The organism is Streptomyces sp. NPDC090108 (genome assembly GCF_044747185.1).
Classification (GTDB): domain Bacteria; phylum Actinomycetota; class Actinomycetes; order Streptomycetales; family Streptomycetaceae; genus Streptomyces.
In genome coordinates this window covers 1-26,994 of the sequence record NZ_JBIVDQ010000006.1, presented here as the reverse complement: position 1 = coordinate 26,994, position 26,994 = coordinate 1, and the positions used below count along the sequence as shown (strand labels likewise).

The 26,994-nt window shown below is 73.7% G+C and carries 21 protein-coding genes; 14 read left to right on the top strand and 7 right to left on the bottom strand.

Annotated features, from left to right (window positions below):
- Nucleotides 1–20: 20 nt before the first annotated feature.
- Nucleotides 21–776 (bottom strand): TIGR03089 family protein, encoded by a 756-nt coding sequence (locus tag ACIPRD_RS21785; RefSeq protein WP_356411804.1) that lies wholly within the window; start codon nt 774–776, stop codon nt 21–23.
- A 129-nt stretch (nt 777–905) separates the two neighbouring features.
- Here ACIPRD_RS21785 and ACIPRD_RS21780 point away from each other — a divergent pair, with 129 nt between their 5' ends.
- Entirely contained in the window at nt 906–2,288 is a 1,383-nt protein-coding gene (locus ACIPRD_RS21780) for a peptidoglycan recognition protein (RefSeq protein ID WP_401565220.1), read from the top strand.
- Between the two features lie 248 nt (nt 2,289–2,536).
- Entirely contained in the window at nt 2,537–3,619 is a 1,083-nt protein-coding gene (locus ACIPRD_RS21775) for an NDP-sugar synthase (protein WP_356411802.1), read from the top strand.
- A gap of 609 nt (nt 3,620–4,228) precedes the next feature.
- Here the strand turns inward: ACIPRD_RS21775 and ACIPRD_RS21770 are convergent.
- The 4 genes from ACIPRD_RS21770 to ACIPRD_RS21755 form a co-directional block, all read right to left on the bottom strand.
- Nucleotides 4,229–5,248, bottom strand: a complete 1,020-nt coding sequence (locus tag ACIPRD_RS21770) for a DNA-3-methyladenine glycosylase family protein (RefSeq protein WP_401565218.1) — start codon at nt 5,246–5,248, stop codon at nt 4,229–4,231.
- A gap of 89 nt (nt 5,249–5,337) precedes the next feature.
- Nucleotides 5,338–6,711 (bottom strand): coenzyme F420-0:L-glutamate ligase, encoded by a 1,374-nt coding sequence (locus ACIPRD_RS21765; RefSeq protein WP_401565780.1) that lies wholly within the window; start codon nt 6,709–6,711, stop codon nt 5,338–5,340.
- A 104-nt stretch (nt 6,712–6,815) separates the two neighbouring features.
- A complete protein-coding gene (gene cofD / locus ACIPRD_RS21760; protein WP_401565216.1) occupies nt 6,816–7,799 on the bottom strand; it encodes a 2-phospho-L-lactate transferase in 984 nt (327 codons plus the stop codon).
- Nucleotides 7,800–7,890: 91 nt separating this feature from the next.
- Nucleotides 7,891–8,397, bottom strand: a complete 507-nt coding sequence (locus ACIPRD_RS21755; RefSeq protein ID WP_401565214.1) for a cysteine dioxygenase — start codon at nt 8,395–8,397, stop codon at nt 7,891–7,893.
- Between the two features lie 679 nt (nt 8,398–9,076).
- Here ACIPRD_RS21755 and ACIPRD_RS21750 point away from each other — a divergent pair.
- From ACIPRD_RS21750 to ACIPRD_RS21740, 3 genes are all read left to right on the top strand, one after another.
- Complete coding sequence (locus ACIPRD_RS21750) at nt 9,077–9,340, top strand: WhiB family transcriptional regulator (protein WP_003975777.1); 264 nt, start codon at nt 9,077–9,079, stop codon at nt 9,338–9,340.
- Between the two features lie 223 nt (nt 9,341–9,563).
- Nucleotides 9,564–13,241: a glycosyltransferase gene (locus ACIPRD_RS21745; RefSeq protein ID WP_401565211.1), complete on the top strand. Its 3,678-nt coding sequence runs from the start codon at nt 9,564–9,566 to the stop codon at nt 13,239–13,241.
- Nucleotides 13,238–14,761 (top strand): DUF5719 family protein, encoded by a 1,524-nt coding sequence (locus tag ACIPRD_RS21740; protein ID WP_401565208.1) that lies wholly within the window; start codon nt 13,238–13,240, stop codon nt 14,759–14,761. Before ACIPRD_RS21745 ends, ACIPRD_RS21740 begins: the two co-directional genes overlap by 4 nt.
- 127 nt (nt 14,762–14,888) lie before the next feature.
- On the opposite strand, the gene ACIPRD_RS21735 is transcribed toward ACIPRD_RS21740, so the two are convergent.
- Nucleotides 14,889–15,344, bottom strand: coding sequence for a metallopeptidase family protein (locus ACIPRD_RS21735; protein ID WP_401565206.1), 456 nt, complete (start codon nt 15,342–15,344; stop codon nt 14,889–14,891).
- A 346-nt stretch (nt 15,345–15,690) separates the two neighbouring features.
- Here ACIPRD_RS21735 and ACIPRD_RS21730 point away from each other — a divergent pair, with 346 nt between their 5' ends.
- From ACIPRD_RS21730 to ACIPRD_RS21695, 8 genes are all read left to right on the top strand, one after another.
- Nucleotides 15,691–16,065: a DUF3499 domain-containing protein gene (locus ACIPRD_RS21730; RefSeq protein ID WP_356411784.1), complete on the top strand. Its 375-nt coding sequence runs from the start codon at nt 15,691–15,693 to the stop codon at nt 16,063–16,065.
- Nucleotides 16,066–16,215: 150 nt separating this feature from the next.
- Entirely contained in the window at nt 16,216–17,580 is a 1,365-nt protein-coding gene (locus ACIPRD_RS21725) for a phosphomannomutase/phosphoglucomutase (protein WP_401565205.1), read from the top strand.
- Nucleotides 17,581–17,846: 266 nt separating this feature from the next.
- Nucleotides 17,847–18,017 (top strand): Trm112 family protein, encoded by a 171-nt coding sequence (locus tag ACIPRD_RS21720; protein ID WP_351812221.1) that lies wholly within the window; start codon nt 17,847–17,849, stop codon nt 18,015–18,017.
- A gap of 89 nt (nt 18,018–18,106) precedes the next feature.
- Complete coding sequence (locus tag ACIPRD_RS21715; RefSeq protein WP_356411776.1) at nt 18,107–19,234, top strand: SIS domain-containing protein; 1,128 nt, start codon at nt 18,107–18,109, stop codon at nt 19,232–19,234.
- Nucleotides 19,235–19,373: 139 nt separating this feature from the next.
- Entirely contained in the window at nt 19,374–20,525 is a 1,152-nt protein-coding gene (gene manA / locus ACIPRD_RS21710; protein ID WP_356411774.1) for a mannose-6-phosphate isomerase, class I, read from the top strand.
- A 131-nt stretch (nt 20,526–20,656) separates the two neighbouring features.
- Nucleotides 20,657–21,637, top strand: a complete 981-nt coding sequence (locus tag ACIPRD_RS21705) for a cation diffusion facilitator family transporter (RefSeq protein WP_356411771.1) — start codon at nt 20,657–20,659, stop codon at nt 21,635–21,637.
- Between the two features lie 418 nt (nt 21,638–22,055).
- On the top strand, nt 22,056–23,513 hold the full coding sequence (gene ahcY, locus ACIPRD_RS21700) for an adenosylhomocysteinase (RefSeq protein WP_356411768.1): 1,458 nt from the start codon (nt 22,056–22,058) through the stop codon (nt 23,511–23,513).
- A 200-nt stretch (nt 23,514–23,713) separates the two neighbouring features.
- The gene (locus tag ACIPRD_RS21695; protein WP_401565200.1) at nt 23,714–24,328 is read left to right on the top strand and encodes a hypothetical protein; all 615 of its coding nucleotides are present in this window, start codon (nt 23,714–23,716) and stop codon (nt 24,326–24,328) included.
- Nucleotides 24,329–24,393: 65 nt separating this feature from the next.
- On the opposite strand, the gene ACIPRD_RS21690 is transcribed toward ACIPRD_RS21695, so the two are convergent.
- A complete protein-coding gene (locus ACIPRD_RS21690) occupies nt 24,394–25,449 on the bottom strand; it encodes an RDD family protein (RefSeq protein ID WP_401565197.1) in 1,056 nt (351 codons plus the stop codon).
- 143 nt (nt 25,450–25,592) lie between these two features.
- Here ACIPRD_RS21690 and ACIPRD_RS21685 point away from each other — a divergent pair, with 143 nt between their 5' ends.
- Nucleotides 25,593–26,600, top strand: coding sequence for a stage II sporulation protein M (locus tag ACIPRD_RS21685; RefSeq protein WP_401565194.1), 1,008 nt, complete (start codon nt 25,593–25,595; stop codon nt 26,598–26,600).
- The last annotated feature ends 394 nt before the right edge of the window (nt 26,601–26,994 follow it).

Sequence of the window (26,994 nt, the reverse complement as noted above, 5' to 3'; positions counted from 1 at the left end):
CGCCCCGGAGTGTGCCGGGGTCAGCGGCGGACGGCGGTCACCCGCTCGCTCTCGATCCGCTTGGCGAGCCCCTCCTCGTCCAGCCGGTCCGCGTTCCGGCACAGCACCACGGAGCCGCCGGCCGCCAGCGGCGCGAAGAGCCCGGCGCTCAGCCCCTCCCAGGTGTCGTACGACAGCCCCGACAGCAGCCGGGACCCGGGACCCGTCAGGTCCAGCGCGGGCGCGTCCGCCAGCGCCCGCTCGACCACCTCGGCCGCGCTGAACTCCGCCCCGGCGACGATCAGCGCCGGCTCTTCGGGGTCCACCGGCACGAACGGCGCGAAGCGGTCCCCCTGGCCCGGCACCTCCACCGCGTAGTCGGCGAAGCCCTGCGGGGTCTGCGGGAACCGTCCGCCCAGCGGACGGAGCGCCAGCGCCACCCGCTCCCCGGAACAGGCCCGCGCGGCGTCCAGCGAGTCCGGCCCGCTGACGACCACGTCCGCGGCCGCCGGGTCCCCGCCGACGTCCGCCACCGCGCCCACCGACGCGCACGCCAGCAGCCACACCGCCGTCTGCCAGTGCGCGGGCAGCAGCAGCGCGACCCGGTCGCCGGGGCCCACCGACAGGTCGCCCTGGAGGAGATTGGCGGTCTTGGCCACCCAATTGGCGAAGGTGGCCACGGACAGTTCGACGCGTTCGCCCGTGGCGTCGTCGTAGAAGGTCACCAGGGGGCGGCCGGGATCCGCGGCGAGCGCGGAACGCAGCAGGTCGGCAGGGGTGCGATCGGTGGCATTCACCCGCGCAAGGGTACGCCGGGCCGGTGGCGCGCACCGCGCGGCCGGGCCACCGGTTCGGCGGAAGCGTTCCCGACAGTCCGTCAGTTCACCGATGGACAGATTTATATGGCTCTGTCCAGGATCGGTGGCATGCGTGGATTCCTCTCTACTTCGTCAGGTCTGTCATCGATCGGTGTGGTGTGTGCGGCCGCGCTCGCGCTCCCGCCCGCCCTGCCGGCGTACGCCGCCGTGCCTGCCGCGGGCCCCGCCGCCGCGGGCCCGGGCGGCGCCGTCCCGGGCAGCACCCAGTCGCTGCCCCTCGCCCCGACCTCCCGCGACCGCGTGCTCGGCGGAGCCCCGGAGCAGGGTCTGTACCGCGCGCACGTACGCGACTTCGCGCTGGTCGGTGTCGTATGGGACGACCCGGACACCGAACTGCACGGCCGGGTCCAGGTCCGCAGCCGGTCCGCCGCCACCGGGCGGTGGTCCGCCTGGCAGGACGTCGAGACCCACGGCGACGAGCACGGGGCCGACCCCGGCACGGCGGAGCGCGCCTCGGGACGGGTCCGCGGCGCGACCGCCCCGCTCTGGGTGGGTGATTCCGACGGCGTGGACGTACGGGTGCGGGCGGAGGCCGGCGGAACCGGCGGCCGGGACGCGGAACCGTACTGGCCGTTGCCCTCCGGCATGCGCCTGGAACTCGTCGACCCCGGCAAGGCCGCCCCGCCCGGGGACGGCGGCGCCCGCGGGTCCCGCGCGGGCACCGGCGAGGACGCCGCCGACAGCATGGACGCCGCGTACGCCGACACCTACGCGGCCAACGCCGCCCTCGCCCCCTTCGGCGCCACCGAGATCCCCGCGCTGGACCGGGCGGACACCGAGCGGGAACTGGTCGCCCTCACCGAACAGGCGCCGAGCGGCAAGCCGTACATCGGTCCGCGCCCGCGGATCGTGACGCGGCGCGGCTGGGGCGCGGACGAGTCGCTGCGCGAGCGCGGGTTCGTCTACACCAAGAAGGTCAAGGCGGCCTTCGTGCACCACACGGCCTCGGGCAACAAGTACACCTGCGCGCAGGCCCCTTCCGTCATCCGCGGCATCTACCGCTACCACGTCAAGAGCATGGGCTGGCGGGACATCGGCTACAACTTCCTCGTCGACAAGTGCGGAACCGTCTACGAGGGCCGCGCCGGGGGAGTCACCAAGGCGGTCCTCGGCGCCCACACGCTCGGCTTCAACACCGACAGCATGGGCATCGCCGTGATCGGGGCCTACGGCTCGACGAAGCCGTCCGCCGCCGCCGTGACCGGCATCGCCAAGCTGACGGCCTGGAAGCTCGGCCTCTTCGGGGCCGATCCGCGCGGAAAGACATATCTGAAGTCGGGCGGTGGCAACCTCTATCCGAAGGGGAAGAGCGTACGACTGAACGTGATCTCCGGCCATCGGGACGGGTACGCCACCGACTGCCCGGGCAAGCGGCTCTACGGCAAGCTCGGCACCGCCCGTTCCAGCGCGGCCAGGTACCAGGGCCGTTGAGGGGCCGCCCCGCCGGGCCGCCCGTGCACCGGGCCGCCGCGTGCCGGGCGGGCCCGGGTCCGGACCGCGTTCACCGCCGTCGGAGGGCGGGTGTGCGGAGGCGGACCGGGGGTGCGGCCGGCCGGTGGACGGACACCCGGATCGGGCCGGCACCGCGTGGCCGCCGAAGGCACCGTCGCACGGTCTGCATACACTGGCCGGCCGGAATGTGTAGTTCGGCCGGTCCCGGCAGGAAGCAGAGACGACAGGTGACAGAAGCGATCCTCCTGGTCGGCGGCAAAGGAACCCGGCTGCGGCCGCTCACGGTGAACACGCCCAAGCCCATGGTCAGGGCGGCGGGCGTGCCGTTCCTCACCCATCAGCTGGCGCGGGCGCGGGCCGCGGGCGTGGAGCACATCGTCCTCGCGACGAGTTATCTCGCCGAGGTCTTCGAGCCGTACTTCGGCGACGGCTCCTCCCTCGGCCTGCACCTCGAGTACGTCACCGAGGACGAGCCCCTCGGCACGGGCGGCGCCATCCGCAACGTGGCCTCACGTCTGCGCTCCGGCCCCGACGACCCGGTCCTGATCTTCAACGGCGACATCCTCACCGGCCTGGACATCAGGGCGCTGGTGGCCACCCACGAGTCCACGGGCGCGGACGTCTCCCTGCACCTGACGCAGGTGACGGACCCGAGGGCGTACGGCCTCGTGCCCACCGACGGCACCGGCCGCGTGCTGGCGTTCCTGGAGAAGCCGCAGACGCCCGAGGAGATCGTCACCGACCAGATCAACGCGGGGGCCTACGTCTTCCGCCGCTCGGTCATCGACACGATCCCGGCGGGCCGGCCCGTCTCCGTGGAACGCGAGACCTTCCCCGAGCTGCTGGCCGCCGGGGCCCACCTCCAGGGCATGGTCGACTCCACGTACTGGCTCGACCTCGGCACCCCCGCGGCCTTCGTCCGCGGCTCGGCCGACCTGGTCCTCGGACGGGCCCCGTCCCCGGCGGTCCCCGGCCGCTGCGGCGACCGGCTGATCCTGCCGACGGCCACGGTGGCGCCGGACGCGAAGCTGGCGGGCGGGACCGTGGTCGGCGAGGGCGCCTCCGTCGCCGAGGGCGCCCGGATCCACGGCTCCACCATCCTCCCCGGCGCGGTCATCGAACCCGGTGCCGTCATCACCGACTCCCTCATCGGCACCGGGGCCCGCGTCGGCGAACGCTCCGTCCTCACGGGCGCGGTGATCGGCGACGGCGCGGTCATCGGCGCCGACAACGAACTGACCGACGGCGCCCGAGTCTGGTGCGACGCCCGGATCCCCCCCAAATCCCTCCGCTTCTCCCCCGACCAATAACCCCCACAACGCACCACCCCACCCCCCGAACCCCGACCGCCCAGGGCCGGCCCCCCCAGGGGCGTGAGGAACTGCGCGCCCAGCCCCAACGGTGCCGCACCCGAACCCCCCAGGGGCGCGAGGAACTGCGCGCCCAGCCACCACCGTGCCGCACCCAAACCCCAACCGCCCGGGGTCCGGAGCCTCCCAGCCAACGGCCCCCCAACCCCCTAGGGGCGCGGGGAACTGCGCGCCCAGCCCCAACCGTGCCGCACCCGAACCCCGACCGCCCGGGGTCCGGCGCCTCCCAGCCAACGGCCCCCCAACCCCCTAGGGGCGCGGGGAACTGCGCGCCCAGCCCCAACCGTGCCGCACCCGAACCCCGACCGCCCGGGGCCGGCGCCCCCCAGCCAACGGCCCCCCAACCCCCCAGGGGCGCGGGGAACTGCGCGCCCAGCCACGACTCCGCCGCACCCGAAACGGGACCCGGCCGCAGCCCCGAGACAGCGCCCCACCGAGAAACAGGGAGAGGGCACCCAGCCCGAACGGTGCCCGCGGCACCACGTGAGCCGACCCACAGCCCCCCGCCCCCCTCAGGGCAATCACCACGCCGCCCCTGGCCCCCGCGCCCTACAACAGCCCGATGTCCACGCGCCGCATCTTCGGCGCCCGCCGAGCCGGCGCATGCCCACTCAGCAGGATCAGCCGAGCCGCCCTGTGCCGCTGCCCCGCATACACCTCCAGCAACCGCAGCATCTCCGCGTCGTCGGCGTCACGGTTCCCCGCCAGCACCCACCCCACGATCCCCGGCAGATGCAGATCCCCGACGGTGACCGCGTCCGCCGCCCCATGACTGCGCTGCACGGTCTCCGCCGACGTCCACGGCCCGATCCCCGGCACGACCTCCAGCCGCGCCCGCGCCTCCTCGGGCGGCATCCCCACCGCCTGCTCCAGCCGCGCCGCGACCCGCACGGACCGCAGGATCGTCGAGGCCCGCTTGTCGTCGACCCCGGCCCGGTGCCACTCCCAGGAGGGAATCAGGGCCCAGGTCCGCGCCGACGGCATCACCCACATCGGCCGCTCACCGGTGCCCGCGGGCCCCGGCGCCGGTTCCCCGAACCGCCGCACCAGCAGCCGCCACGCCCGGTACGCCTCGTCGACCGTGACCTTCTGCTCCAGCACCGACGGGATCAACGACTCCAGCACCAGCCCGGTCCGCGTCAGCCGCAGCCCCGGCCGCCGGTGCCGGGCCAGCGCCACCACCCGGTGCCGCGGCACGAACGCGTCCGGTTCGTCGGCCGCGCCCAGCAGCCCCGGCAACTGCTCCAGCATCCAGTCCGCCCCGGGCCCCCACGCCTCGCCGGCCACCCCACCGTCGTACCGCCGTACCCGCAGGGTGCCGGGCCCGGCGGGCGTCCGGGCGGTCCGCCACACGGAGCCGTCCGGCGCCGCCCGGAAGGTCGGGTCGCCGGCCCCGCGCCGCAGCGGACCGAGCACCAGCCCCAGATCCAGCGGCCCGTCCGGCACCCACCTGCGCACACGCGCCGGGGCCGCCGCCTGCCGGGGCAGCCCGGCGGCCGCGCCGGATACGGCGACCTCCCCGCCGCGCACGGTCGTGCGCGTGGGCCGCGGAGCGAAACGTCCTGCCACGAATGAGGTCCTAGGGGTGCTGCCGGTGCTGCCGGGGGATGGTGTCGTCCTACGAGACTAAGCGGGACCGCCCCCTTCCCGGAGGACCTTCAGCGCACCTCGACGAACGCCTCCGCGTCCCGCCCGGTCCGCGCGCCCGGCTCCTGCGCCGGATGCCCGATCGCCACGGCGCCCATCGGATCCCAGCCGGCCGGCAGCCCCAGCACCTCGCGGACCACGTCCCGGCAGAACATCGTCGACGACACCCAGGCCGAGCCCAGCCGCTCCCCGGCCAGCGCGACCAGGAAGTTCTGCACGCCCGCGCCCATCGCGACGACGAACATCTCCCGCTCCGCGCCGTCGCGCCGCGCGTCGCCGTAGGTGTGCGAGCCGTCCATGACGAGGCAGGGCACGGCCAGATACGGCGCGTTGCGCAGGACGTCCCCACGGCGCACCCGCTTGGCGATCGACTCCTCGCTCTTGCCGTCCCGGCGCAGATCGGCGATCCAGGCGTCGCGCATCGCGTCGAGCAGCGCGGTCCGGGACGCGGGCGACTCCAGCAGCACGAACCGCCACGGCGTCGTGTGGTGCGGCGCGGGCGCCGTCACCGCCGCGGCCACCGCGCGGCGCACCGCGCCGGGGTCGACGGGTTCGCCGGTGAAGGCCCGTACCGTGCGCCGCTGCGCCACCGCCTCCCGGACGGCCTCGGAGGTGCCGAGCCGGAACATGTCGTCGCGCGCGGAGCGCACCAGCGCCCGCGCCCCCTCGTCCGTACCGGAGTCCCCGCTGTCCGCGGCGTCCCCGTTCCCGGCGCCGTCGCGCACACCGGTCACCGTGTGGGACAGCCCGCGCACGACGGCCACCGGCCGCCCCGCCGCCTTGCCCTTGACGAGGTCGCCCGCGGCGGCCAGTTCGTCGGCCGTGGCGACGACGGTGGCGCTGAGCGGATTGCCGTACGCGTCCGTGCCCCCGCGCAGGTCGTCCAGCACACGGACCCCGGCGGCGCCGATCGCGACGTCCGTGAGCCCGGCGCGCCAGGGCCGCCCGAAGGTGTCCGTGACGACGACTCCGACGGTGACGCCGAGGGTGTCCCGCAGCCCCTCGCGGATCGCGCGCGCGGACGCGTCGGGATCCTCGGGCAGCAGCAGGACCGTACCGGCGGGCGTGTTGGAGGCGTCCACACCGGCGGCCGCCATGACCAGGCCCTGCCGGTTCTCGACGATCCGCAGCGCGCCGCGCCGGGCCACGACCCGGACGGTCTCGGCGTCGATCGCCGCCTCCCGGTCGGCCGCCTCGACGATCCGGCCCTCGGCCTTGGACACGATCTTGGAGGTGACGAGCAGCACGTCACCGTCGGCCAGCGCGGACCCGGACGCGGCGATCAGCTTGGCCAGGTCGTCCCCCGGCCGCACCTCGGGGATCCCGGGCAGCGCCCAGACCCGGTACGCGGCGCTCCCGGTGCTGTCCGCGCTGTCGGGGCTCACGGCGCTCTCCGTGCCGTCGGAGATCCCGGCGCTCTCCGTGCCGTCGGGGTTCCCGGCGTCCTCGTGCCGCGCCTCGGCGACGCCGTCCGCGTCCGTCCGTCCGCTCAAGAGCCCCGCACCTCCTCGGCCAGCGCCAGCGCCTCCCGCGCCATCCGCGCGGTCGCGTCCACGTCGGTCATCATCAGCGGTACGGCCCTGCAGCGGATGCCGGCCGCCTCGACCCGTCCGACGGCGTCCGCGTCCACGGTGTCGACCAGCCAGCCGTCCAGCAGCCCCGAACCGTAGTGGGCGGCGACCGCGGCGGCCGTGGACTCCACGCCGACCGCGGCGAGCACCTTGTCGGCCATCCCGCGCACGGGCGCGTCCCCGACGATGGGGGACAGGCCCACCACCGGCACACCGGCCTCGGCGACGGCCTCCCGGATGCCCGGCACGGCGAGGATCGTGCCGACGGACACGACGGGGTTGGAGGGCGGGAAGAGGATGACGTCGGCCTCGGCGATGGCCTCCAGGACACCGGGCGCCGGCTTGGACTGCTCGGCCCCGACGGGCACGATCGCCTCGGCGGGGACCGACGCGCGCAGCCGCACCCAGTACTCCTGGAAGTGGACGACCCGGCGCTCGGTCCCGCCCGCGGACCCGTCGCCCGCGGGCAGCGTGACGGCCACGTGCGTCTCGACCCGGTCGTCGGTCATCGGCAGCAGCCGTACGCCGGGCTTCCACCGGTCGCACAGCGCCTCCGTGACCGCGCTCAGCGGAAAACCGGCGCCCAGCATCTGCGTGCGCACGATGTGCGTGGCGAAGTCCCGGTCGCCCAGCCCGAACCACTCCGGGCCGACGCCGTAGGCCGCCAGCTCCTCCTTCACGCGGAAGGTCTCGTCCTTCCGCCCCCAGCCCTGCTCCTCGTCGATGCCGCCGCCGAGCGTGTACATCACCGTGTCGAGATCCGGGCAGACCTTCAGCCCGAAGAGGTGGATGTCGTCGCCGGTGTTGCCGATGACCGTGATCTCCGCGTCCGGCGCGGCCTGCTTCAGACCGCGCAGGAAACGGGCACCGCCGATGCCGCCTGCCAGAACCACAATGCGCATGCGGACAAGTCTGGCAGGCCCGTACGACAGAGCGTCAGGCGGCCGACGCGGCGCCGCGCCGTCAGGACGCCGTCGCGCGCGGGGCGTGCCGTCAGGCCGTCAGGGCGCGCGGCCCGGTGCGTGCCTCGTAGTGGGGCGAGGTGTGCATCGGCATCTCGGTCAGGCCCGGGTAGTAGACGTGCAGGCTCACGGCCGGCTCCAGCGCGTCGTTCACGACCTCGTGCACGTACCCCGGCGCGAACACGTGCTGCGCGTCCGCCGTCAGCGTGCGCGTGCCGCGCGCGGTGCGCTCGGTGAGGCTGCCCTCCAGGACGGTGAGGACGCCGGAGGAGTGGCCGTGTCCGTGCAGGCCGCTGCCCTGGCCCGGTACCCACGACAGCAGCCAGACCTCGTAGCCCGGGCCCGTGCGCAGCCGGTGGTACCAGCGGGTGGTGGCGTCGTAGCGGACCAGGCCGGCCCACTGGGAGCGGTCGGCGGCGATGGCGCGGGCGAGGCCCGCGAACTCGGCGACGGTGGCCGGGTGCTCGCGCGGCGGCTGGAGCAGGTGCGGGACTTCGAGGATGTCGCCGGCGATCTGGAGATCGTTGTCGCTGTTCATCGGGATGCGGTGTTCCTCGGCGGAAGAGGGGCTGGGTGTCGCTCGGCCGGGTGCCCCGGGTCACGGGGCGTGCGGGTGTCCTGGGAGAGGGTTCAGGACAGGGGAGAGGCGGCCGGGCCGGGGTGGGCCCGGAAGTCAGCTGGAGCGCGTTGGGCTCAACAGCTGGAACAGCAACAACAGCAACAGCGCGCACGGGCGGCACCGAGGGACCCGACGGTGCGGGTCGAGGTGGTTGCCGGGTGCGCGAGCATGCCCTCTAGGACAACGGTTCACACTCGCGATGTCAACTCGGGACCCGGTTCGCAGGCATGGTTCACCCCATCCGGTGCATCTGTCAGGTGAAAGGTTTGTTCACGTGCCGACCGGGACACATCGCGCACATCCGGGTGCTCGGTCCTCGCGGAACGCGTTCGAACGTGGGGGCGTCTTCCTTCGTACAGACCCCTGTACGAGGCCCCCATGGAGAAGGACGCCCCTCGGGACCTCGCCCGCGTGTCAAGGTTTATGGCGATTTGAACACTTTCCGCACGGCCTTGGTTCCGCAGAGTGAATAACGGGCTCAATAGCAGATCCCGGCTTGACTCGCCCGGAGCAGCACACTTGTAATTTCACTCGTGTCGTTCAGCCGAAATCGGTAACGGCCGGGCACGGGGACGTGAAAGACAGACGAGGGGCGCACATGACCGAGCTGGTGCAGCAACTGCTGGTCGACGACGCGGACGAGGAACTCGGCTGGCAGGAGCGCGCGCTGTGCGCCCAGACCGATCCCGAGTCCTTCTTCCCCGAGAAGGGCGGCTCGACCAGAGAGGCGAAGAAGGTCTGTCTCGCCTGCGAGGTCCGCTCCGAGTGCCTCGAGTACGCCCTCGCCAACGACGAACGCTTCGGCATCTGGGGCGGTCTGTCCGAGCGGGAGCGCCGCCGGCTGAAGAAGGCCGCCGTCTGACCGAGTTGCGATCGTTTCCGATCGCGTATTGACCGTCGTCTTACCGAGCGGCGGGAAATCCTCCGTACAAATGTTGCGAACGGCCCGTCGCGGGTGGGTTATCCACAGGCGGCGGGCCGTCGTCATGACCAGCAGATAGTGTGGGCGCTCGTCCGAGACGCCACGCTCCCCGTCGGGGCACCCGGCGTCCACCGCAGTCCAACGAACCGGGGCCCGTACCTCGATGTCCGTGCACAGCCATTCGGCAGCCCAACACGAAGCCGCCAACGCGGCGTTCGACTCGGCCCGCCCACCGGAGTTCCCGCGCCACGTGGTGACGGCAGTCCTCGTTTCCCATGACGGCGCCCGCTGGCTGCCCGACGCGCTCACCGGGCTGTTCGCCCAGGAGCGCCCGGTGCAGCACGCGGTGGCGGCCGACACCGGAAGCGCGGACCAGTCGGCCGAGCTGGTCACCGAGGCGCTCGGGGACGGCAACGTCCTGCACCTCGCCCGGCGCACCGGCTTCGGCCAGGCCGTCGAGGAGGCGAGCCGCAACGCACCCTGGCTCACCCCGGACGAACTGCCGTACCTCAAGCGGCCCAGCGGCTGGGACCCCGTCACGCGCAGCTGGCGCGACGACGCCTACGACCTGCCCGACCTGCCGCACGGCGAACCCGTCCACTGGCTCTGGCTGCTGCACGACGACTGCGCCCCCGAACCCGAGGCCCTCGCCGAGCTGCTCCGCGTCGTCGACAACGAACTCGAGCTCGGACGCGACGACGTGGCGATCGTCGGACCCAAGCTCCGCGGCTGGTACGACCGCAGGCAGCTGCTGGAGGTCGGCGTCTCCATCGCCAACTCCGGCCGCCGCTGGACCGGCCTGGACCGCCGCGAGCAGGACCAGGGCCAGCACGACCACGTCCGCACGGTGCTGTCCGTCTCCACCGCGGGCATGCTCGTCCGCCGCGACGTCTTCGAACAGCTCGGCGGGTTCGACCGCCGGCTGCCCCTGATGCGCGACGACGTCGACCTGTGCTGGCGCGCCCACGCCGCCGGCCACCGCGTCCTCATCGCCCCCGAAGCCGTCGTACGGCACGCCGAGGCCGCCTCGCGCGAGCGCCGCGCCGTCGACTGCGCGGGCCGCACCACCGCCTCGCCGCACAAGGTCGACAAGGCGGGCGCCATCTACACCCTCCTCGTCAACACCCGCACGGCGGCGCTGCCCTGGGTACTGCTGCGGCTCGTCCTCGGCACCCTCCTGCGGACCCTCGCCTACCTCGTGGGCAAGGTCCCCGGCCAGGCCGTCGACGAGATCCGCGGCCTCCTGGGCACCCTGCTGCGCCCCGAGCGGATCCTCGCCGGCCGGCGCAGCCGCGGCCCCTCGCAGATCGACAAGGGTGAACTCCGCCAGCTCTTCCCGCCACCCGGCGCGACCGTCCGCGCCACCGTCGAACAGGTCGCGGGCAACTTCGCCGGCCGCTCCGACAGCGAGACCTCCTCGGCGGGCCGGCACGGCGGCGGCCTCGTCGAGCCCGGGGCCGACGACGCCGACTTCCTCCAGGTCGAGCGGTACGCCCGGCTCAAGCGCATCGCGCGCAACCCGGGCCCGGTGCTCTTCCTCACCCTGCTGCTGATCGCCCTCGTCGCCTGCCGCGCCCTGCTCGGCGGCGGAGCGCTCGCGGGCGGCGCCCTGCTGCCCGTTCCCGACGGCGCCGCCGACCTCTGGTCGCGCTATCTCGACGCCTGGCACCCGGTGGGCGCCGGCGGCACCCCCTCGGCGCCGCCCTACCTCGCCGTCCTGGCGGCCTTCGCGTCGCTCCTCCTCGGCTCCACCGGCCTCGCCGTCACCGTCCTGCTCGTCGGCTCGGTGCCCCTGGCCGGCTTCGCCGCCTACTTCGCCGCCCGCCCCCTGGTCGACTCCCGGCTGCTGCGCGCCTGGGCGGCCATCGCCTACGCCTTCCTGCCCGCCGTCACCGGCGCCCTGGCCGGCGGCCACATCGGCACCTCCGTGCTCGCCGTACTGCTCCCGCTGATGGCCCGCGCCGGCATCGCCGCGAGCGGCCTCGCGAGCCGCTCCGGCGCACGCGGAAGCTGGCGCGCGACCTGGGCGTACGCGCTGCTGCTGACCCTCACCACCGCGTTCACCCCGATCGTCTGGCCCATCGCGCTGGTCCTCGGCCTCGGCGTCCTCGCCGTGCGCCGCTCCGACCTCGTCGCCCACCTCCTGCGCTTCCTCGCCCAGCTCGGCACCCCGCTGCTGGTCCTCGCGCCCTGGTCGCTGACCCTGCTCCCGTCCGGCTTCTTCCAGGAAGCGGGCCTGGAGTACGGGCCCTCCGCCGCCTCCGCGCTCGACCTGCTCGGCGCCACCCCCGGCGGCCCCGGCACCGTCGACGGCCTGATGCTCATCGGCATCGTGCTGGCCGCCCTGGCCGCGCTGCTGCGCTCCGAGCGGCAGGCCGGCATCCGGACCGCCTGGGCGGCCGCCCTGGTGGCCCTCGTCTTCGCCGTCCTGTCCAACCGCTCCGCCTGGGCCGGACCGGCCACCCTCGTCTACGGCATCGCCCTGCTGGCCGCCGCGGCACTCGGCGCCGACGGCGCCCGCGCCCGCGTCGCCGAGCAGAGCTTCGGCTGGCGCCAGCCCGTCGCCGCCCTGATCGCCTTCGCCTCGGCCGCGGGCCCGCTGCTCGTCGCCGCCGGCTGGATGATCCGCGGCGCCGACGGCCCGCTGGAACGCCGCGACCCCACGCAGGTACCCGCGTTCGTCGCCGAGGACGCCACCACCCGCGACCAGGCCCGCACCCTGGTGCTCGACAGCGACTCCACCGCACGCGTGCGCTACACGCTGGTCCGCGGCTCCGGCGCGCGCACGGGCGACGCCGAACTCGCCGCCTCCGACGGCGAGAACGCGCGCCTGGACAAGGTCGTCGCCAACCTCGTCGCCGGTTCCGGCGCCGACCAGTCCGGCCAGCTCGGCGGCTTCGCCGTCCGCTACGTCCTCGTCCACAAGGGCGCGCCCCGCGAGATCTCCCGGGTCCTGGACGCCACGCCGGGCCTGAGCCGGCTCAGCGAGCAGAACGGCAGCGCCCTGTGGCGCGTCGACGAGCAGGTCTCCCGCGCCACCATCGTGCCCTCCGGCGGCTCCGGCACCGCCCGGTCCGTCGCCGCCGGACCGGTAGAGGTCCACACCACCGTCCCGGCGGGCACGGGCAGCCGCGTCCTGCGCCTGGCCGACGCCGCCGCCGAAGGCTGGACGGCCACCCTGGACGGCAAGCCCCTCACCCGCACCACCCTCGACGGCTGGGCCCAGGGCTTCCAGCTCCCCGCCGCCGGCGGCAGGCTCGACGTCACCTACGACGCCCCGTTCACCCGGACCGCCTGGCTGTGGGCGCAGGGCGCGCTCGCCGTCGTCCTCGTCGTCCTCGCCCTGCCCGGCCGTCGCCGCGACATCGACGACGACCTGCCCGAGGAGGAGCCGACGCCCGCCGAGGCGACAGGCGACGGCCGCCGCGCCCGCCGCCTGCGCGCCCAGGCCGAGGAACAGGCCGCCCTCGACGCGGCCGCCGCCGAGGCCGCCGGCGGCGGCGACCAGGGCGCCGACGGCACGCCGCCCTCCGCCGAGGAGGCCCCGGCCGCCGCCGTCCCGCACCAGCAGCAGTACGACGAGTGGGACCCCGCCTCCTACACGGGCGCCGGCTACCCGGACTACGGGACGGACCAGTACCAGGACCCGTACCAGGCGGCCGGCTACGACCAGCAGGCGTACCACCCCGACCCCTACCAGGCCGGCGCGTACGACCCCTACGCCTACGGAGGCACCGGAGAGCAGCCGCCGTACGACCCCGCGGCCTACCCGCAGGGCTACGACCCGGCTCAGCACCCCTACGGCAACGGCAGCGAGCGCCCCGACGGGAGCCAGCAGTGAACCGCACCACCCTGTCCCTGTTCGCCGGCACGGCCGCGCTGGCCGCCGTCACCGCGTTCGCCGCGTTCGACCCGCCCGCGGCGTCCGGAGCGGACTCCTCCGCGAAGGCCGCCGCCGAGCTGCCCGTGGAACGCACCAGCCTGCTCTGCCCGGCACCGAGCGACTCCGAGATCGCCGACACCGCGTACACGTCGTTCACCCCCGTCACCCAGGGCACGGACGGCGGCGGCAAGGCCGGACTCCAGGCCGCCACCGAGCAGTCGGCCGGCGACACCGCGGACCCCACGGGCGGTGCCGCGAAGGGCAAGAGCGGCAAGAAGACCGCGGACAAGCCGGTCCTGACGCCGAAGGAACCCGGAACCCCGGCCACCGGTGACACCTCCGGCTCCGAGGAGCCCGCCCTCATCGGCACCGCGGACGGGAAGTTCGCGCCCGGCTGGACCGTCCAGGAGACCACCGAGGTCGCCGCCGGCACCGGGCGCGGTCTGCTCGGCGTCAACTGCACCCCCGCCGACACCGAGTTCTGGTTCCCGGGCGCGAGCACCTCCGCCGACCGCACCGACTACGTGCACCTCACCAACCCCGACGACTCCGCCGCGGTCGTCGACATCGGGCTGTACGGCAAGGACGGCGCCATCAAGTCCACGGTGCCGGACGGGTTCACGATCCCGCCGCACGCGAGCCGGCCGATCCTGCTGTCCACGCTCACCGAGCAGCGGCAGGACGACCTGACCGTGCGCGTCAGCGTGCGCAGCGGCCGGGTCGGCGCGGCCGTGCAGGCGCTCGACGACAAGGCGGGCGGCGACTGGCTGGCCGCCTCCGCCGACCCGTCCGGCAGCCTGGTGCTGCCCGGCATCCCCAAGGACGCCACCGACGTCCGCCTGATCGCCTTCACCCCGGGCGACGCCGACGCCGACCTGAAGGTGCGGCTGGCCTCGTCCGGCGGCGCGATCACCCCGGCCGGTCACGAGACCCTGCACGTCAAGGCCGGTATGACCACCGCGACCGACCTCGGCGCCGTCACCCGCGGCGAGGCGGGCTCCCTGCTCCTCACCCCCTCCGACCGGTCGGTGCCGGTGGTGGCCGCGCTGCGCGTCGTACGCGGCAAGGGATCCGGCCAGGAGACGGCCTACATCCCCGCCACCGCACCCGTCGGCCGCCGCGCGACCGCGGCCGACAACAGCGGCAAGGGCACCACCCTCTCCCTGACCGCGCCCACGGCCACCGCCCAGGTCAAGGTCACCGCCTCGGCGGGCAGCGGGGGAGGCAGCCCCGTGACGAAGACTTACACGGTCAGGCAGGGCACCACCCAGGACATCACCGGCCTCGCCGGGCAGGGCGTCCAGGGCACCTACGCCCTCACGGTCGAGACCGTCTCCGGCGGCCCCGTCTACGCCGCCCGCACCCTCACCGCCACCGAGTCCGGCGTCCAGGGCTTCACCGTCCAGACCCTCCCCAACGACCGCGGCCTGGTGGCGGTCCCGGAGGCGGACGAGGACCTGTCGGTCCTCCAGAAGTAGCGGCCGGAGCTCTCCCCGGCGGCACGGCGGCCGGGGTACGGAAGACGGGTGTCACCCCTCAGCGGGTGGCACCCGTCGTGCGGTTCGCGCCCTCGCGGGCCGCCGGGCGTTCTCGCCGGAGGCCGGCCTATTCCTCCCCGTACCGGGGATCCACGGTCTCCGGGGTGAGCCCCAGCAGCTCGGCCACCTGCTCCACGACCACCTCGTGCACCAACGCCGCCCGCTCGTCGCGCCCCTTGGTCCGGATCTCCACGGGCCGCCGGTACACCACGACACGCGCCTGACGTCCCTCGCGCGCGGGAACCACCCCGCCCAGCGGTACGGCCTCGTCGCTCCAGCCCTCCGAGTCGGGCCCGTCCAGCCGGGGCACCTCCACCACGAGGAAGTCGACGTCCGCCAGCTGCGGCCACCGCCGCTCCAGACGGTCCACGGAGTCCTGCACCAGGTCCGCGAACACATCCGCCCTGCTGGCCGCCAGCGGGACCTGGGGCGGCGCGATCGGCCCCCGCATGCCTCGTCCGTGCCGGTCACGACGTCGGGGCCCGGGTCCGGCGGCACCGGGCGGTACACGGTTGTCTATCACCGCTGAAGCCTATTCCCCGCGCGCTCCGCCCGCCCGGCTCCACGCGGTAACCGGGGTGCCCGCCCCGGAAAGCCGGCGCCCGGACCACTGTCGTCCGATGACCGTTCCGGCCAGGATCGGGCTCGTTTCCGTAACCTTCCCAGACCGGTGATCTCATGGCAATTGACGGTGTTTGTGCCGACTCATGACTGGGCGAAGCGTCGCCGAACCCCCGTCAGAAGCCGTCCACGCAGGTCAACGAGGCATGTTCGAGAGGGTGTGTGGGAGGCCTCACAGCGCGACACGGTGGAGTGACCTGGGGGAGAGTCGTCGCGGCCCGCTCAAGAGTGCGGTACCGTCCAACGTCGTGAGCCTTGTACGTCGCTGTTCGCGCACCGCCTGCGGCCGACCCGCCGTCGCGACGCTGACGTACGTCTACGCCGACTCGACCGCGGTCCTCGGGCCCCTCGCCACCTACGCCGAGCCCCACTGCTACGACCTGTGCGCCGAGCACTCCGAGCGCCTCACCGCCCCCCGGGGCTGGGAGGTCGTCCGCCTCCTCGACGGCTCCGCCCCCGCGCGGCCCAGCGGGGACGACCTGGAAGCGCTCGCCAACGCCGTGCGCGAAGCGGCCCGTCCCCAGGAACGGGCGGCCGACGCGGGCGGCGCGTCACGCGGCGCGGACCCCATGGAGGTCGCCCGCCGCGGGCACCTGAGAGTCCTGCGCTCCCCGGACAACTGAGCCTGCGGAGCCCGCCCCCGCGGGGCGCCGGCCCGTCGGGGCCGGGTGCCCACCGGGCACCCACGCGGTGTCCGCGCGTCCGCCCTTCACCCCTGACGGGTAGTTTGTGGGGACCCATCGGACTTCAGTAGGACTTCAGGAGGGTCGGCCGTGGCTGCTGATCTGTCGCAGATCGTGAAGGCGTACGACGTGCGCGGTGTGGTCCCGGACCAGTGGGACGCCTCACTGGCCGGACTCTTCGGCGCCGCCTTCGCCGAGGTGACGGACGCCGCGGCGATCGTCGTCGGCCACGACATGCGCCCCTCGTCCCCCGGCCTGTCCCGGGCCTTCGCCCTCGGCGCGGCCGCCCGCGGCGTGGACGTCACCGAGATCGGGCTGTGCTCCACGGACCAGCTGTACTACGCCTCCGGCGCGATGGACGTCCCGGGCGCCATGTTCACGGCCTCCCACAACCCCGCGCAGTACAACGGCATCAAGATGTGCCGCGCGGGCGCCGCCCCGGTCGGCCAGGACACCGGCCTCGCGCAGATCCGCGGACTGGTCGAAGGGTGGCTGGAGTCGGGCGCCCCCGAGCCGGCCGCCGAGCCGGGGAAGCTGACCACGCGCGACACGCTGGAGGGATACGCGGAGCACCTGCGCTCCCTCGTCGACCTGAGCGCCGTGCGCCCCCTGAAGGTCGTCGTCGACGCGGGCAACGGCATGGGCGGCCACACGGTCCCCACCGTCTTCGACGGCCTGCCCCTGACCGTCGTGCCGATGTACTTCGAACTGGACGGCACCTTCCCCAACCACGAGGCCAACCCGCTCGACCCGGCCAACATCGTCGACCTCCAGAAGCGGGTCCCCGCGGAGGGCGCCGACCTCGGCATCGCCTTCGACGGCGACGCCGACCGCTGCTTCGTCGTCGACGAGAAGGGCGACCCGGTCTCCCCGTCGGCGATCACCGCCCTGGTGGCCGCGCGCGAACTGGCCCGCAACGGCGGCCGCGGCACGGTCATCCACAACCTGATCACGTCCCGCGCCGTCGCGGAGGTGGTGACGGAGAACGGCGGCACCCCCGTGCGCACCCGCGTCGGCCACTCCTTCATCAAGGCCGAGATGGCCCGCGCGGGCGCGATCTTCGGCGGGGAGCACTCCGCCCACTACTACTTCAAGGACTTCTGGAACGCCGACACGGGCATGCTGGCCGCCCTGCACGTCCTCGCCGCCCTCGGCGGACAGACCGGCCCGCTGTCCGCGCTCGTCGCCCAGTACGACCGTTACGCGGGCTCCGGCGAGATCAACTCGACGGTGGCCGACCAGGCAGGCCGCCTCGCCGCGATCCGCGCCGCCTACGAGGGCCGTGCCGACGTCACCCTCGACGAGCTCGACGGCCTCACCGTCTCCGCCGCCGACTGGTGGTTCAACGTCCGCCCGTCCAACACCGAGCCCCTGCTGCGCCTGAACGCCGAGGCCAGGGACGAGGCGACCATGGCCAGGATCCGCGACGAGGTCCTGGCCGTCATCCGCGCCTGACCTCCGGCGGGACAGCCGCCGCGCGGCCGTACGGGAGAGGCCCCGGGAAAGCCGGGGGAAGCCCCGGGAAAGCCGGGGGACGCCTGACGGAAGCGCGGCGGAAGCCCGGAGGAAGCGCGGCGGACGCGCCGGAGGAAGCCCGGCCGCAAGCCCCGGGAGGCCGGGGCGGCCGCGGGCACACCCGCCGGTCCCTCCGCGCGGCCGCCGCAGCGGTACGCTGACCAGCACATCCGTAAACGCCGTATCCCCGCCCGAAGGGACACCCCATGCCGCTCGAAGCCGGCCTCCTGGAGATCCTCGCCTGCCCGGCCTGCCACGCCCCCCTCAAGGAGCAGGACGCCGAGCTGATCTGCACCGGCCAGGACTGCGGTCTGGCCTACCCGGTCCGCGACGGCATCCCGGTCCTGCTCGTGGACGAGGCCCGCCGCCCGCAGTAGGGCAACCCCGCGGGCCAGGGGCTGCCGCAGCGACGACGCGCACCCCGCCCGACCCCCGACAGGACCCCGGCGACCGGAGGCTTGCGCCCATGCTCGACGAATCGCTCCTCGACACCCCGGAGGGCCTCGCCGAGGCCGACCGCCGAGGTCTCCTCCGCGGCGCCGCCGAAGCCGGCGCCCGCGTCCGTACGGCGGCCCGGCACGCCGTCGAGACGGGTGTCGGGAACCTCGAGCCCGACGGGCGCCCCCGCGCCGTCCTCATCGCCGGCCCCGGAACCGCCGCCACCCACACCGCCGACCTCATCGGCTCCCTGGCTGGCCCCGGCAGCCCCGTGATCCGCCTCGCCCCCACCGGCGTCGCCCCCGCGGCCGGCGCCCTGCGCTGGGAACTGCCCGGCTGGACCGGCTCCGTGGACCTGCTGCTGATCGCCACCCCGGACGGCACCGAACCCAGCCTCTCCCTGCTCGCCGAGCAGGCCTACCGGCGCGGCTGCACGGTGGTCGCCGTGGCCCCGGCCGGCACCCCGCTCGCCGAGGCGGTCGCGGGCGCGCACGGTCTCTTCGTACCGATGGCCACGTCACCGTACGACCAGGACGAACCCGTCGCCGCGTCCTCCCCGGGCGTCTTCTGGGCCCTGCTCACCCCGCTGCTGGCCCTGCTCGACCGCGTCGGCCTGGTCAACGCCGGGCCGGACGCCCTGGAGAAGATCGCCGACCGCCTGGACGCCGTCGCCGAACGCTGCGGGCCCGCCATCGCCACCTACGGCAACCCCGCCAAGACGCTCGCCGCCGAACTCGCCGACGCGCTCCCCGTCGTCTGGACCGAGGGCACCTCGGCCGGCCCCGCGGGCCGCCGCTTCGCCGACGCCCTGGCCGACCTGGCGGGCCGCCCCGCCCTGGTCTCCGAGCTGCCCGAGGCGCTCGCGGCCCACCGGGCCCTGCTCGCCGGCCGGCTGGCCGCCAGCGCCGACCCCGACGACTTCTTCCGCGACCGGGTGGAGGAGACGCCCGCGCTCCACGCGCGCGTGGTGCTGCTCCGCGACCGCCCGAGCGGGGGTATCAGCGCCGCCCCCGCCGCCCGTGAGCTGGCCCTCAGCCGCGACACCCCGGTCAGCGAACTCGAACCGGAGGAGGGCGGCGAACTGGAGACCCTCGCGGAACTGATCGCCGTCACCGATTTCGCCGCCGTTTACCTGGCGCTCGCCTCCACGGCCTGATCTTGTCCTTGGTCGCCGCGACCCGGGACGCCCCGGGCCGGCCGACCGTGCCCACCGCCGGCCCGACCGGCACCGCGCCGGGCCGAGCAGCGCACACGCGTGCCGCCGGGCGGTGCGCCCACGGAGACTGAGAAGAGACATGGACCGCCTCGACAACACCGTCCGCCCCTACGCCTGGGGTTCCGCCACCGCCATACCGCGCCTCCTCGGTGTCGAGCCGACCGGCGAACCCCAGGCGGAGATGTGGATGGGCGCGCACCCGGGCGCGCCCTCGCGCACCGGGCGCGGGACGCTCGCCGAGGTCATCGACGCCGCCCCGGAGCGCGAGCTGGGCGCCGCGGCCGTGGCGAGGTTCGGCCCGCGCCTGCCGTTCCTGCTCAAGGTGCTGGCCGCCGGCGCCCCCCTCTCCCTCCAGGTCCACCCCGACCTGGAGCAGGCAAGGGAGGGCTACGCGGAGGAGGAGCGCCGGGGCGTCCCGCTGGACGCCCCGCACCGCAACTACAAGGACGCCAACCACAAGCCCGAGCTGATCTGCGCGCTCACCGAGTTCGACGGCCTGTGCGGCTTCCGCGACCCGGTCCAGGCGGCCGACCTGCTCGCCGGCCTTGGCGTCGACTCCCTGAAGCCCTACGTCGACCTGCTGCACGCCCACCCCGAGGAGGCGGCCCTGCGCGAGGTGCTGACCGCGATCCTCGGCGCCGACCGCCAGGAGATGGCCCGCACGGTTGCCGAGGCCACCGCCGCCTGCACCCGCCTCGGCGGCGACTACGCCCCCTACGCGGGCATCGCCCACCACTACCCGGGCGACCCCGGCGTCATCGCGGCCATGCTGCTCAACCACGTGCGCCTCCAGCCCGGCGAGGCCCTGTTCCTCGGCGCGGGCATCCCGCACGCCTACCTCGACGGCCTCGGCGTCGAGATCATGGCCAACTCGGACAACGTCCTGCGCTGCGGGCTCACCCCCAAGCACGTGGACGTCCCCGAGCTGCTGCGCGTCGTCCGCTTCGAGGCCGGGGACCCGGGCGTCCTGCGCCCCGAGGCGTCCCCGGACGGCGAGGAGGTCTACGAGACCCCGATCGACGAGTTCCGGCTCTCCCGGTACGTCCTGCCCGAGGGCGGCGCCGTCCACGACCTCACCCGGGACACCCCGCAGATCCTGCTCTGCACCGCCGGCGCGGTCCGGACGGGAGAGCACCTGCTCGCCCCCGGCCAGTCGGTCTTCGTCCCGGCCGGCGAGAAGGCCGAGGCCTCCGGCGCGGGCACGATCTTCCGGGCCACTGTGATCGTATGACCGCGACTGTGGACAGCTGACGGGCCACAGGCCGTCCGGGCTGCAACAATGGCGCACCGGCAAAGCACGGGCAAAGCCGGTCGGGCGCCTGGACGGCGTCGACATACGAGGGTGAAGGGACACGCGGACAGATGAGCGCGTCAGGCGGTACCAGGGCGATCGTGGCGGCACTCGGTGCCAACCTCGCGATCGCGGCATCGAAGTTCGTGGCGTTCGCGTTCAGCGGCTCCTCGTCGATGCTCGCCGAGGGCGTCCACTCGGTCGCCGACTCCGGCAACCAGTTCCTGCTGCTGATCGGCGGCAAGCGGGCCCAGCGCGAGGCCACCCCGCAGCATCCCTTCGGCTACGGCCGCGAGCGCTACATCTACGCCTTCCTCGTCTCGATCATCCTGTTCTCCGTCGGTGGCATGTTCGCCATCTACGAGGGCTACGAGAAGATCAGCCACCCGCACCCCGTGGAGCACTGGTACTGGCCGATCGGCGTCCTGGTCTTCGCGATCATTGCCGAGGGTTTCTCCTTCCGCACGGCCATCAAGGAGTCCAACGAGCTGCGCGGCTCGCTGTCCTGGGCCCAGTTCATCCGCCGGGCCAAGGCGCCCGAGCTGCCGGTCGTCCTCCTGGAGGACTTCGGCGCGCTCATCGGTCTGGTCCTCGCCCTCGGCGGCGTCGGCATCTCCCTGCTCACCGGTGACGGCGTCTGGGACGGCATCGGCACGGTCTGCATCGGTGTCCTGCTCGTGCTGATCGCCCTCGTCCTGGCCGCCGAGACCAAGTCGCTCCTGCTCGGCGAGGCCGCGGGCGCCGAGGAGGTCAAGAAGATCGAGGCCGCGATCGTGGACGGTGACACGGTCACCGGCGTCATCCACATGCGCACCCTGCACCTCGGCCCCGAGGAGCTCCTCGTCGCCGCCAAGATCGCCGTCGAGCACGACGACACGGCCGCCGAGGTCGCCAAGGCCATCGACGCCGCCGAGGCCCGCATCCGCGCCGCCGTCCCCATCGCCCGCGTCATCTACCTGGAACCGGACATCTACAGCGAGACCGCGGCCGCCCAGGGCCCCGACCCGGCCGCCACGCCGGGCGGCCCGACGCCGCCCGCCGCGGAGCACTGAGCTTCCGCCGGGGTACGGACCTCCGTACCCCGGCGCCGCACCGGATTCCGTCATGACCGCGGGGCCCGCCGGACACTCCGGCGGGCCCCGCGGTCCGTCGTCCCGGGCCCCTCCGGACCCGCGGCGCGGGCCCCCGCGGACGGGTCCCGGGAACGGCCGGATCCCCCGTTCGGGCGCGAAGCGCGCGCAGGCGGACTGGGGGCGACCGGGTCCCCCGGTGTAGCTTGGGACGGAGCCAGACGTCGCTGCTGATGGCGGTCGGGCGGTCCCTGAACGGACCGTCCGAGGGAGAGAGGGCCTCCGACGGACTGCGCTGCGCGTACGCGGGCATCCCCGTGTCCTCTTTACGGACACCGGTGGCCGCCGCCGCGCAGAACAGCCCTACCCACCTCGCCCCGATTCCGAGGAGCAGCTCGCAATGACGACTGTCGACAGCCGACAGGACTTCAAGGTCGCCGACCTCTCCCTGGCCGAGTTCGGCCGCAAGGAGATCACCCTCGCCGAGCACGAGATGCCCGGCCTGATGGCGATCCGCAAGGAGTACGCCGAGGCCCAGCCCCTCGCCGGCGCCCGTGTCACCGGCTCGCTGCACATGACCGTGCAGACCGCCGTCCTCATCGAGACCCTGGTCGCCCTCGGCGCCAAGGTCCGCTGGGCCTCCTGCAACATCTTCTCCACCCAGGACCACGCGGCCGCCGCCATCGCCGTCGGCCCGAACGGCACGCCGGACAACCCGCAGGGCGTTCCGGTCTTCGCCTGGAAGGGCGAGACCCTGGACGAGTACTGGTGGTGCACCGAGCAGGCGCTGACCTGGCCGGACAGCCCCACCGGCGGCCCGAACATGATCCTCGACGACGGTGGCGACGCCACCCTCCTCGTCCACAAGGGCGTCGAGTACGAGAAGGACGGCAAGGTCCCCGGCCTGGAGACCGCCGAGTCGGACGAGCACCGCGTCATCCTCGAGCTGCTCCACCGCACCATCACCGACGGCTCCCAGAAGTGGACCCAGCTGGCTTCCGAGATCCGCGGTGTCACCGAGGAGACCACGACCGGCGTCCACCGCCTGTACGAGATGCAGCGCGACGGCGTGCTCCTCTTCCCGGCGATCAACGTCAACGACGCCGTCACCAAGTCGAAGTTCGACAACAAGTACGGCTGCCGCCACTCCCTGATCGACGGCATCAACCGCGCCACCGACGTCCTGATCGGCGGCAAGACCGTCGTCGTCTGCGGCTACGGCGACGTCGGCAAGGGCTGCGCCGAGTCCCTGCGCGGCCAGGGCGCCCGTGTCATCGTCACGGAGATCGACCCGATCTGCGCCCTGCAGGCCGCGATGGACGGCTTCCAGGTCACGACCCTCGACGAGGTCGTCGACAAGGCCGACATCTTCGTCACCACGACCGGCAACAAGGACATCATCATGGCCGCCGACATGGCCAAGATGAAGCACCAGGCCATCGTGGGCAACATCGGCCACTTCGACAACGAGATCGACATGGCCGGCCTCGCGAAGATCCCCGGCATCGTCAAGGACGAGGTCAAGCCGCAGGTCCACACCTGGACCTTCCCCGACGGCAAGAAGATCATCGTGCTGTCCGAGGGCCGCCTGCTGAACCTGGGCAACGCCACCGGCCACCCGTCGTTCGTGATGTCCAACTCCTTCGCGGACCAGACCCTGGCCCAGATCGAGCTGTTCACCAAGCCCGACGAGTACCCGACCGACGTCTACGTGCTCCCCAAGCACCTCGACGAGAAGGTCGCCCGCCTCCACCTGGACTCGCTCGGCGTCAAGCTCACCCAGCTGCGCCCCGAGCAGGCCGCGTACATCGGTGTCGAGGTCGACGGCCCCTTCAAGCCGGACCACTACCGCTACTGAGCCGCTGACGCCGTAGCCCGCCACCGGGAAGCGCTCCGCGCGCTTCCCGGCAGCCGGTCCACAGCTCCTCCGAGGCAGGCCCCCGCACCCCCGTGCCGGGGGCCTGCCCCTTTGGCCGACCCGGCCGGACGACCGGCCGGATCCCGCCGGACCCACGCGGCCGAAGCCGCACCGCCGGCCCGTCAGACCCCAGGACGCCCATGCCCCGCGGCCGTTATTCGCTCTTCGATCCGCACGATCACACCCCCCTCGCGGAAGAACACTTCCACTGCGCCCCCGGCCCCTCCGGCTGGCGTTACGTCTCCCGGCTGACCACCCCCGCCGGCGCCGACCACGGCTCGGTCGACCTCGCCCTCGACGACCTCGGCCGTCCCATCCGGCTCGAACTCCACGCCGGTGGCTGGCAGGTGCGCGGCGCCGCCCTCGACGGCGTCACCTGGGTCCGCACGGACCCCACGGGAGCCCAGGCCACCGAAGGCAATGTGCGCGCCCACGCCTTCACCGGCACGTCCCCCGCGTTCCTCGTCGCCACCGCCCGGCTGCTGCGCCTCACCCCCTCCGCCGACGCGACCCGCGTACGCCTCGTGGCCTTCACGGACCCGGTCCTCGCACCCCGCACCGTGGACCAGTCCTGGGCTCTGGTGGACAGCGAAACACACACCACTGACAACGGCCCCCTGACGGTGGACGCCTACCAGGTCACAGCGCTGGACACCGGCGAGAGGCACACCGTGCACCTCGCCGGCGACGTGGTCCTGGACGCCCCCGGCATCCAACTGGAGGATCTCCAGACCCCGCCGTCCAGGCTGACCTGAGGCACGGGCGTGGGCGTCGGCCCAGGCGAGGTCGCAGGCCTGGGCCCGGCCGACCGGCGCGTGGCTTAGGCGGGCGGCGCGAATCGCGTGGTGCCGCTACGGGGGGTGCCGCTACGGGGGGTGGCGGGAGGTGCGGGAGTGCCGGTGGAGGCTGGGGACGAGCCGGCCGCCGCGCCGGTTCCGCTGCCGGAGCCGGAGCCGGAGCCGGAGTCCGGGCTCGGACCGGTGGCCGTGTGGCCCGGCTGTGTCGCGTGCGGTTGTTGCTGCGGCTGCGGATTCGTCGGCGAGGTCCAGGTGCCAGGAGCACGAGGCACCGGCGGCGGCAGGTGTCCGCCCGCCTCCGCACCGGTGGGCACCCCGGCGCCCGGCCCGGCGCTCCCGAACGTCTGCCGTGCGTCACGTGTCTGCCGTTCGTGGACCACGGCCGCCAGGAAGGCGGCCGGGTCCACACCCGCCGGAACACCGGTCCCCGTGCGCGCCGCGAGCTCGGCCGCGAGCCGCTGCGCCATGCCGAAGGCGACCTGGGGATCGAGCTGGTGCATCCGCGTCAGGCACTGCCGCACGGCGAGCCAGAGCCCGTCCGGGACCCCCGACAGATCCAGTTCGGCGAAGCGGCCCACGAGCCACGGCGGCGGAGCCGGGGCGAAACCGGTGTGGCCCTGCGGAATCCGCTCGCGCACGACCAGCGTGCCCGCGAACACGTCGCCGAGCCGCCGCCCGCGCGCCGACGCCAGGGACGCGATGCAGGCGATCACGCCCAGCGTCATGAGGATCTCCACCACCCCCATGGCGCCGCGCACCAGCGCGTGCCGGAACCGGATCGGTCCGCCGTCGTCGCGGACCACACGCAGCCCGAACGCCGCCTTCCCCAGCGAACGCCCGTGACTGAGCGTCTCCACCGCGATGGGCACACCGACCAGCACCAGAATGAAGGCGGCGATCGACAGCGCGAGCTGGGCCGCGTCGTCCAGCGAGGAGGTCGCGGCGACCAGCGCGACGGTGACGAGGACGTACAGGACGAAGACCACCAGCAGATCGAGCAGCACGGCCAGCGCCCTGCTCGGCAGCTTGGCGGGCCGCAGCTCCAGAGCCACCGCCTCGCCGGTCACCAGCTCACTCACGCCGGCCGTCCTTCCCCTGATCCGCCTGGTGGACCTCAAGTCTGCCAAGCTGAGGGCGCATCGCGCCGCAATACGACAAGCTGACAGCAACAACAGCGCCCGCGACGTGCGGCAGCCGACCCGCCGAGGAGCAGGCAGACCCGATGGACCTGGACGTCTTCGTCGCCGCACACCGAGCCGAGTGGGACCGCCTGGACGACCTGCTCCGCAGGCAGCGCCGCCTCAAGGGCGCCGAGGCCGACGAACTCGTCGCCCTCTACCAGCGCACCGCCACCCATCTCTCGCTCGTGCAGTCCAGCGCGCCGGACCCGCAGCTGACCGGCCGGCTGAGCCGGCTCGTCGCCCGCGCGCGCAGTATGGTCACGGGAACGCGCAGAGCCTCATGGCGCGACGTCTCACGGTTCCTGGGCCAGGGCTTCCCCGCCGCCGTCTACCGGGCCCGTCACTGGTGGGTGCCCACCGCGATCGTCTCCACGGTCGTCGGGATCCTCCTCGGGTGGTGGATCGGGACGCATCCCGAGGTGCAGGCCTCGATCGCGGCACCGGGTCAGCTCCGCGAGCTGACCCGTCCCGGTGGTGAGTACGAGACGTACTACTCGAGCCACCCGGCGAGCGCCTTCGCCGCCCAGGTCTGGACGAACAACGCCCGCGCCGCCGCGATGTGCCTGGTCCTGGGCGTCTTCCTGGGCCTGCCCGTCCTCTGGATCCTCTTCGAGAACATGCTCAACCTGGGCGTCGGCATCGGACTGATGTCCTCGGCCGGCCGCCTCGACACCTTCCTCGGCCTGATCCTGCCGCACGGTCTGCTCGAACTGACCGCGGTCTTCGTGGCCGCCGGCACCGGCCTCCGCCTCGGCTGGACCCTCATCGACCCCGGCCCGCGTACCCGCCGCACCGCACTCGCCGAGGAGGGGAGGGCCGCGGTGGGCATGGCCATCGGACTCGCCCTCGTCCTGTTCGTCTCCGGAGCGATCGAAGGCTTCGTGACCCCGTCCGGCCTGCCCACCTGGGCCCGCATCACCATCGGCGTCGTCGCCGAGCTGGCCTTCCTGGCGTACGTCTACGTCCTCGGTGGCCGCGCGGTGCGCGCCGGCGAGACGGGCGACGTCGACGCGGCGGAACGGAGCTCGTCCGCGCCCACGGCCGCCTGATGTGCGTGCGGGCCCTGTGAGCTGCTAGTCTCCTCATCGCCCCAGAAAACCTGTTGACACAGGTGGCCCGGGGAGGTAGATTCAATGAGTTGCCTAGAACTGGACAAGTTCGGGGCCATCCGTTAGAATCTATCTGCTTCACGAAGAAGTCGCGTCAAGCGATTCCGTGAAGCAAAACTCCGAATCACTCAGAAATGAGCGGCTGGTTCGACCGGCCAAAAACTTCTGATAAAGTCGGAACCGCCGGAAAGGGAAACGCGAGAGCGAAGACCTGGAAAGCACCGAGGAAATCGGATCGAAAAACGATCTGATAGAGTCGGAAACGCAAGACCGAAGGGAAGCGCCCGGAGGAAAGCCCGAGAGGGTGAGTACAAAGGAAGCGTCCGTTCCTTGA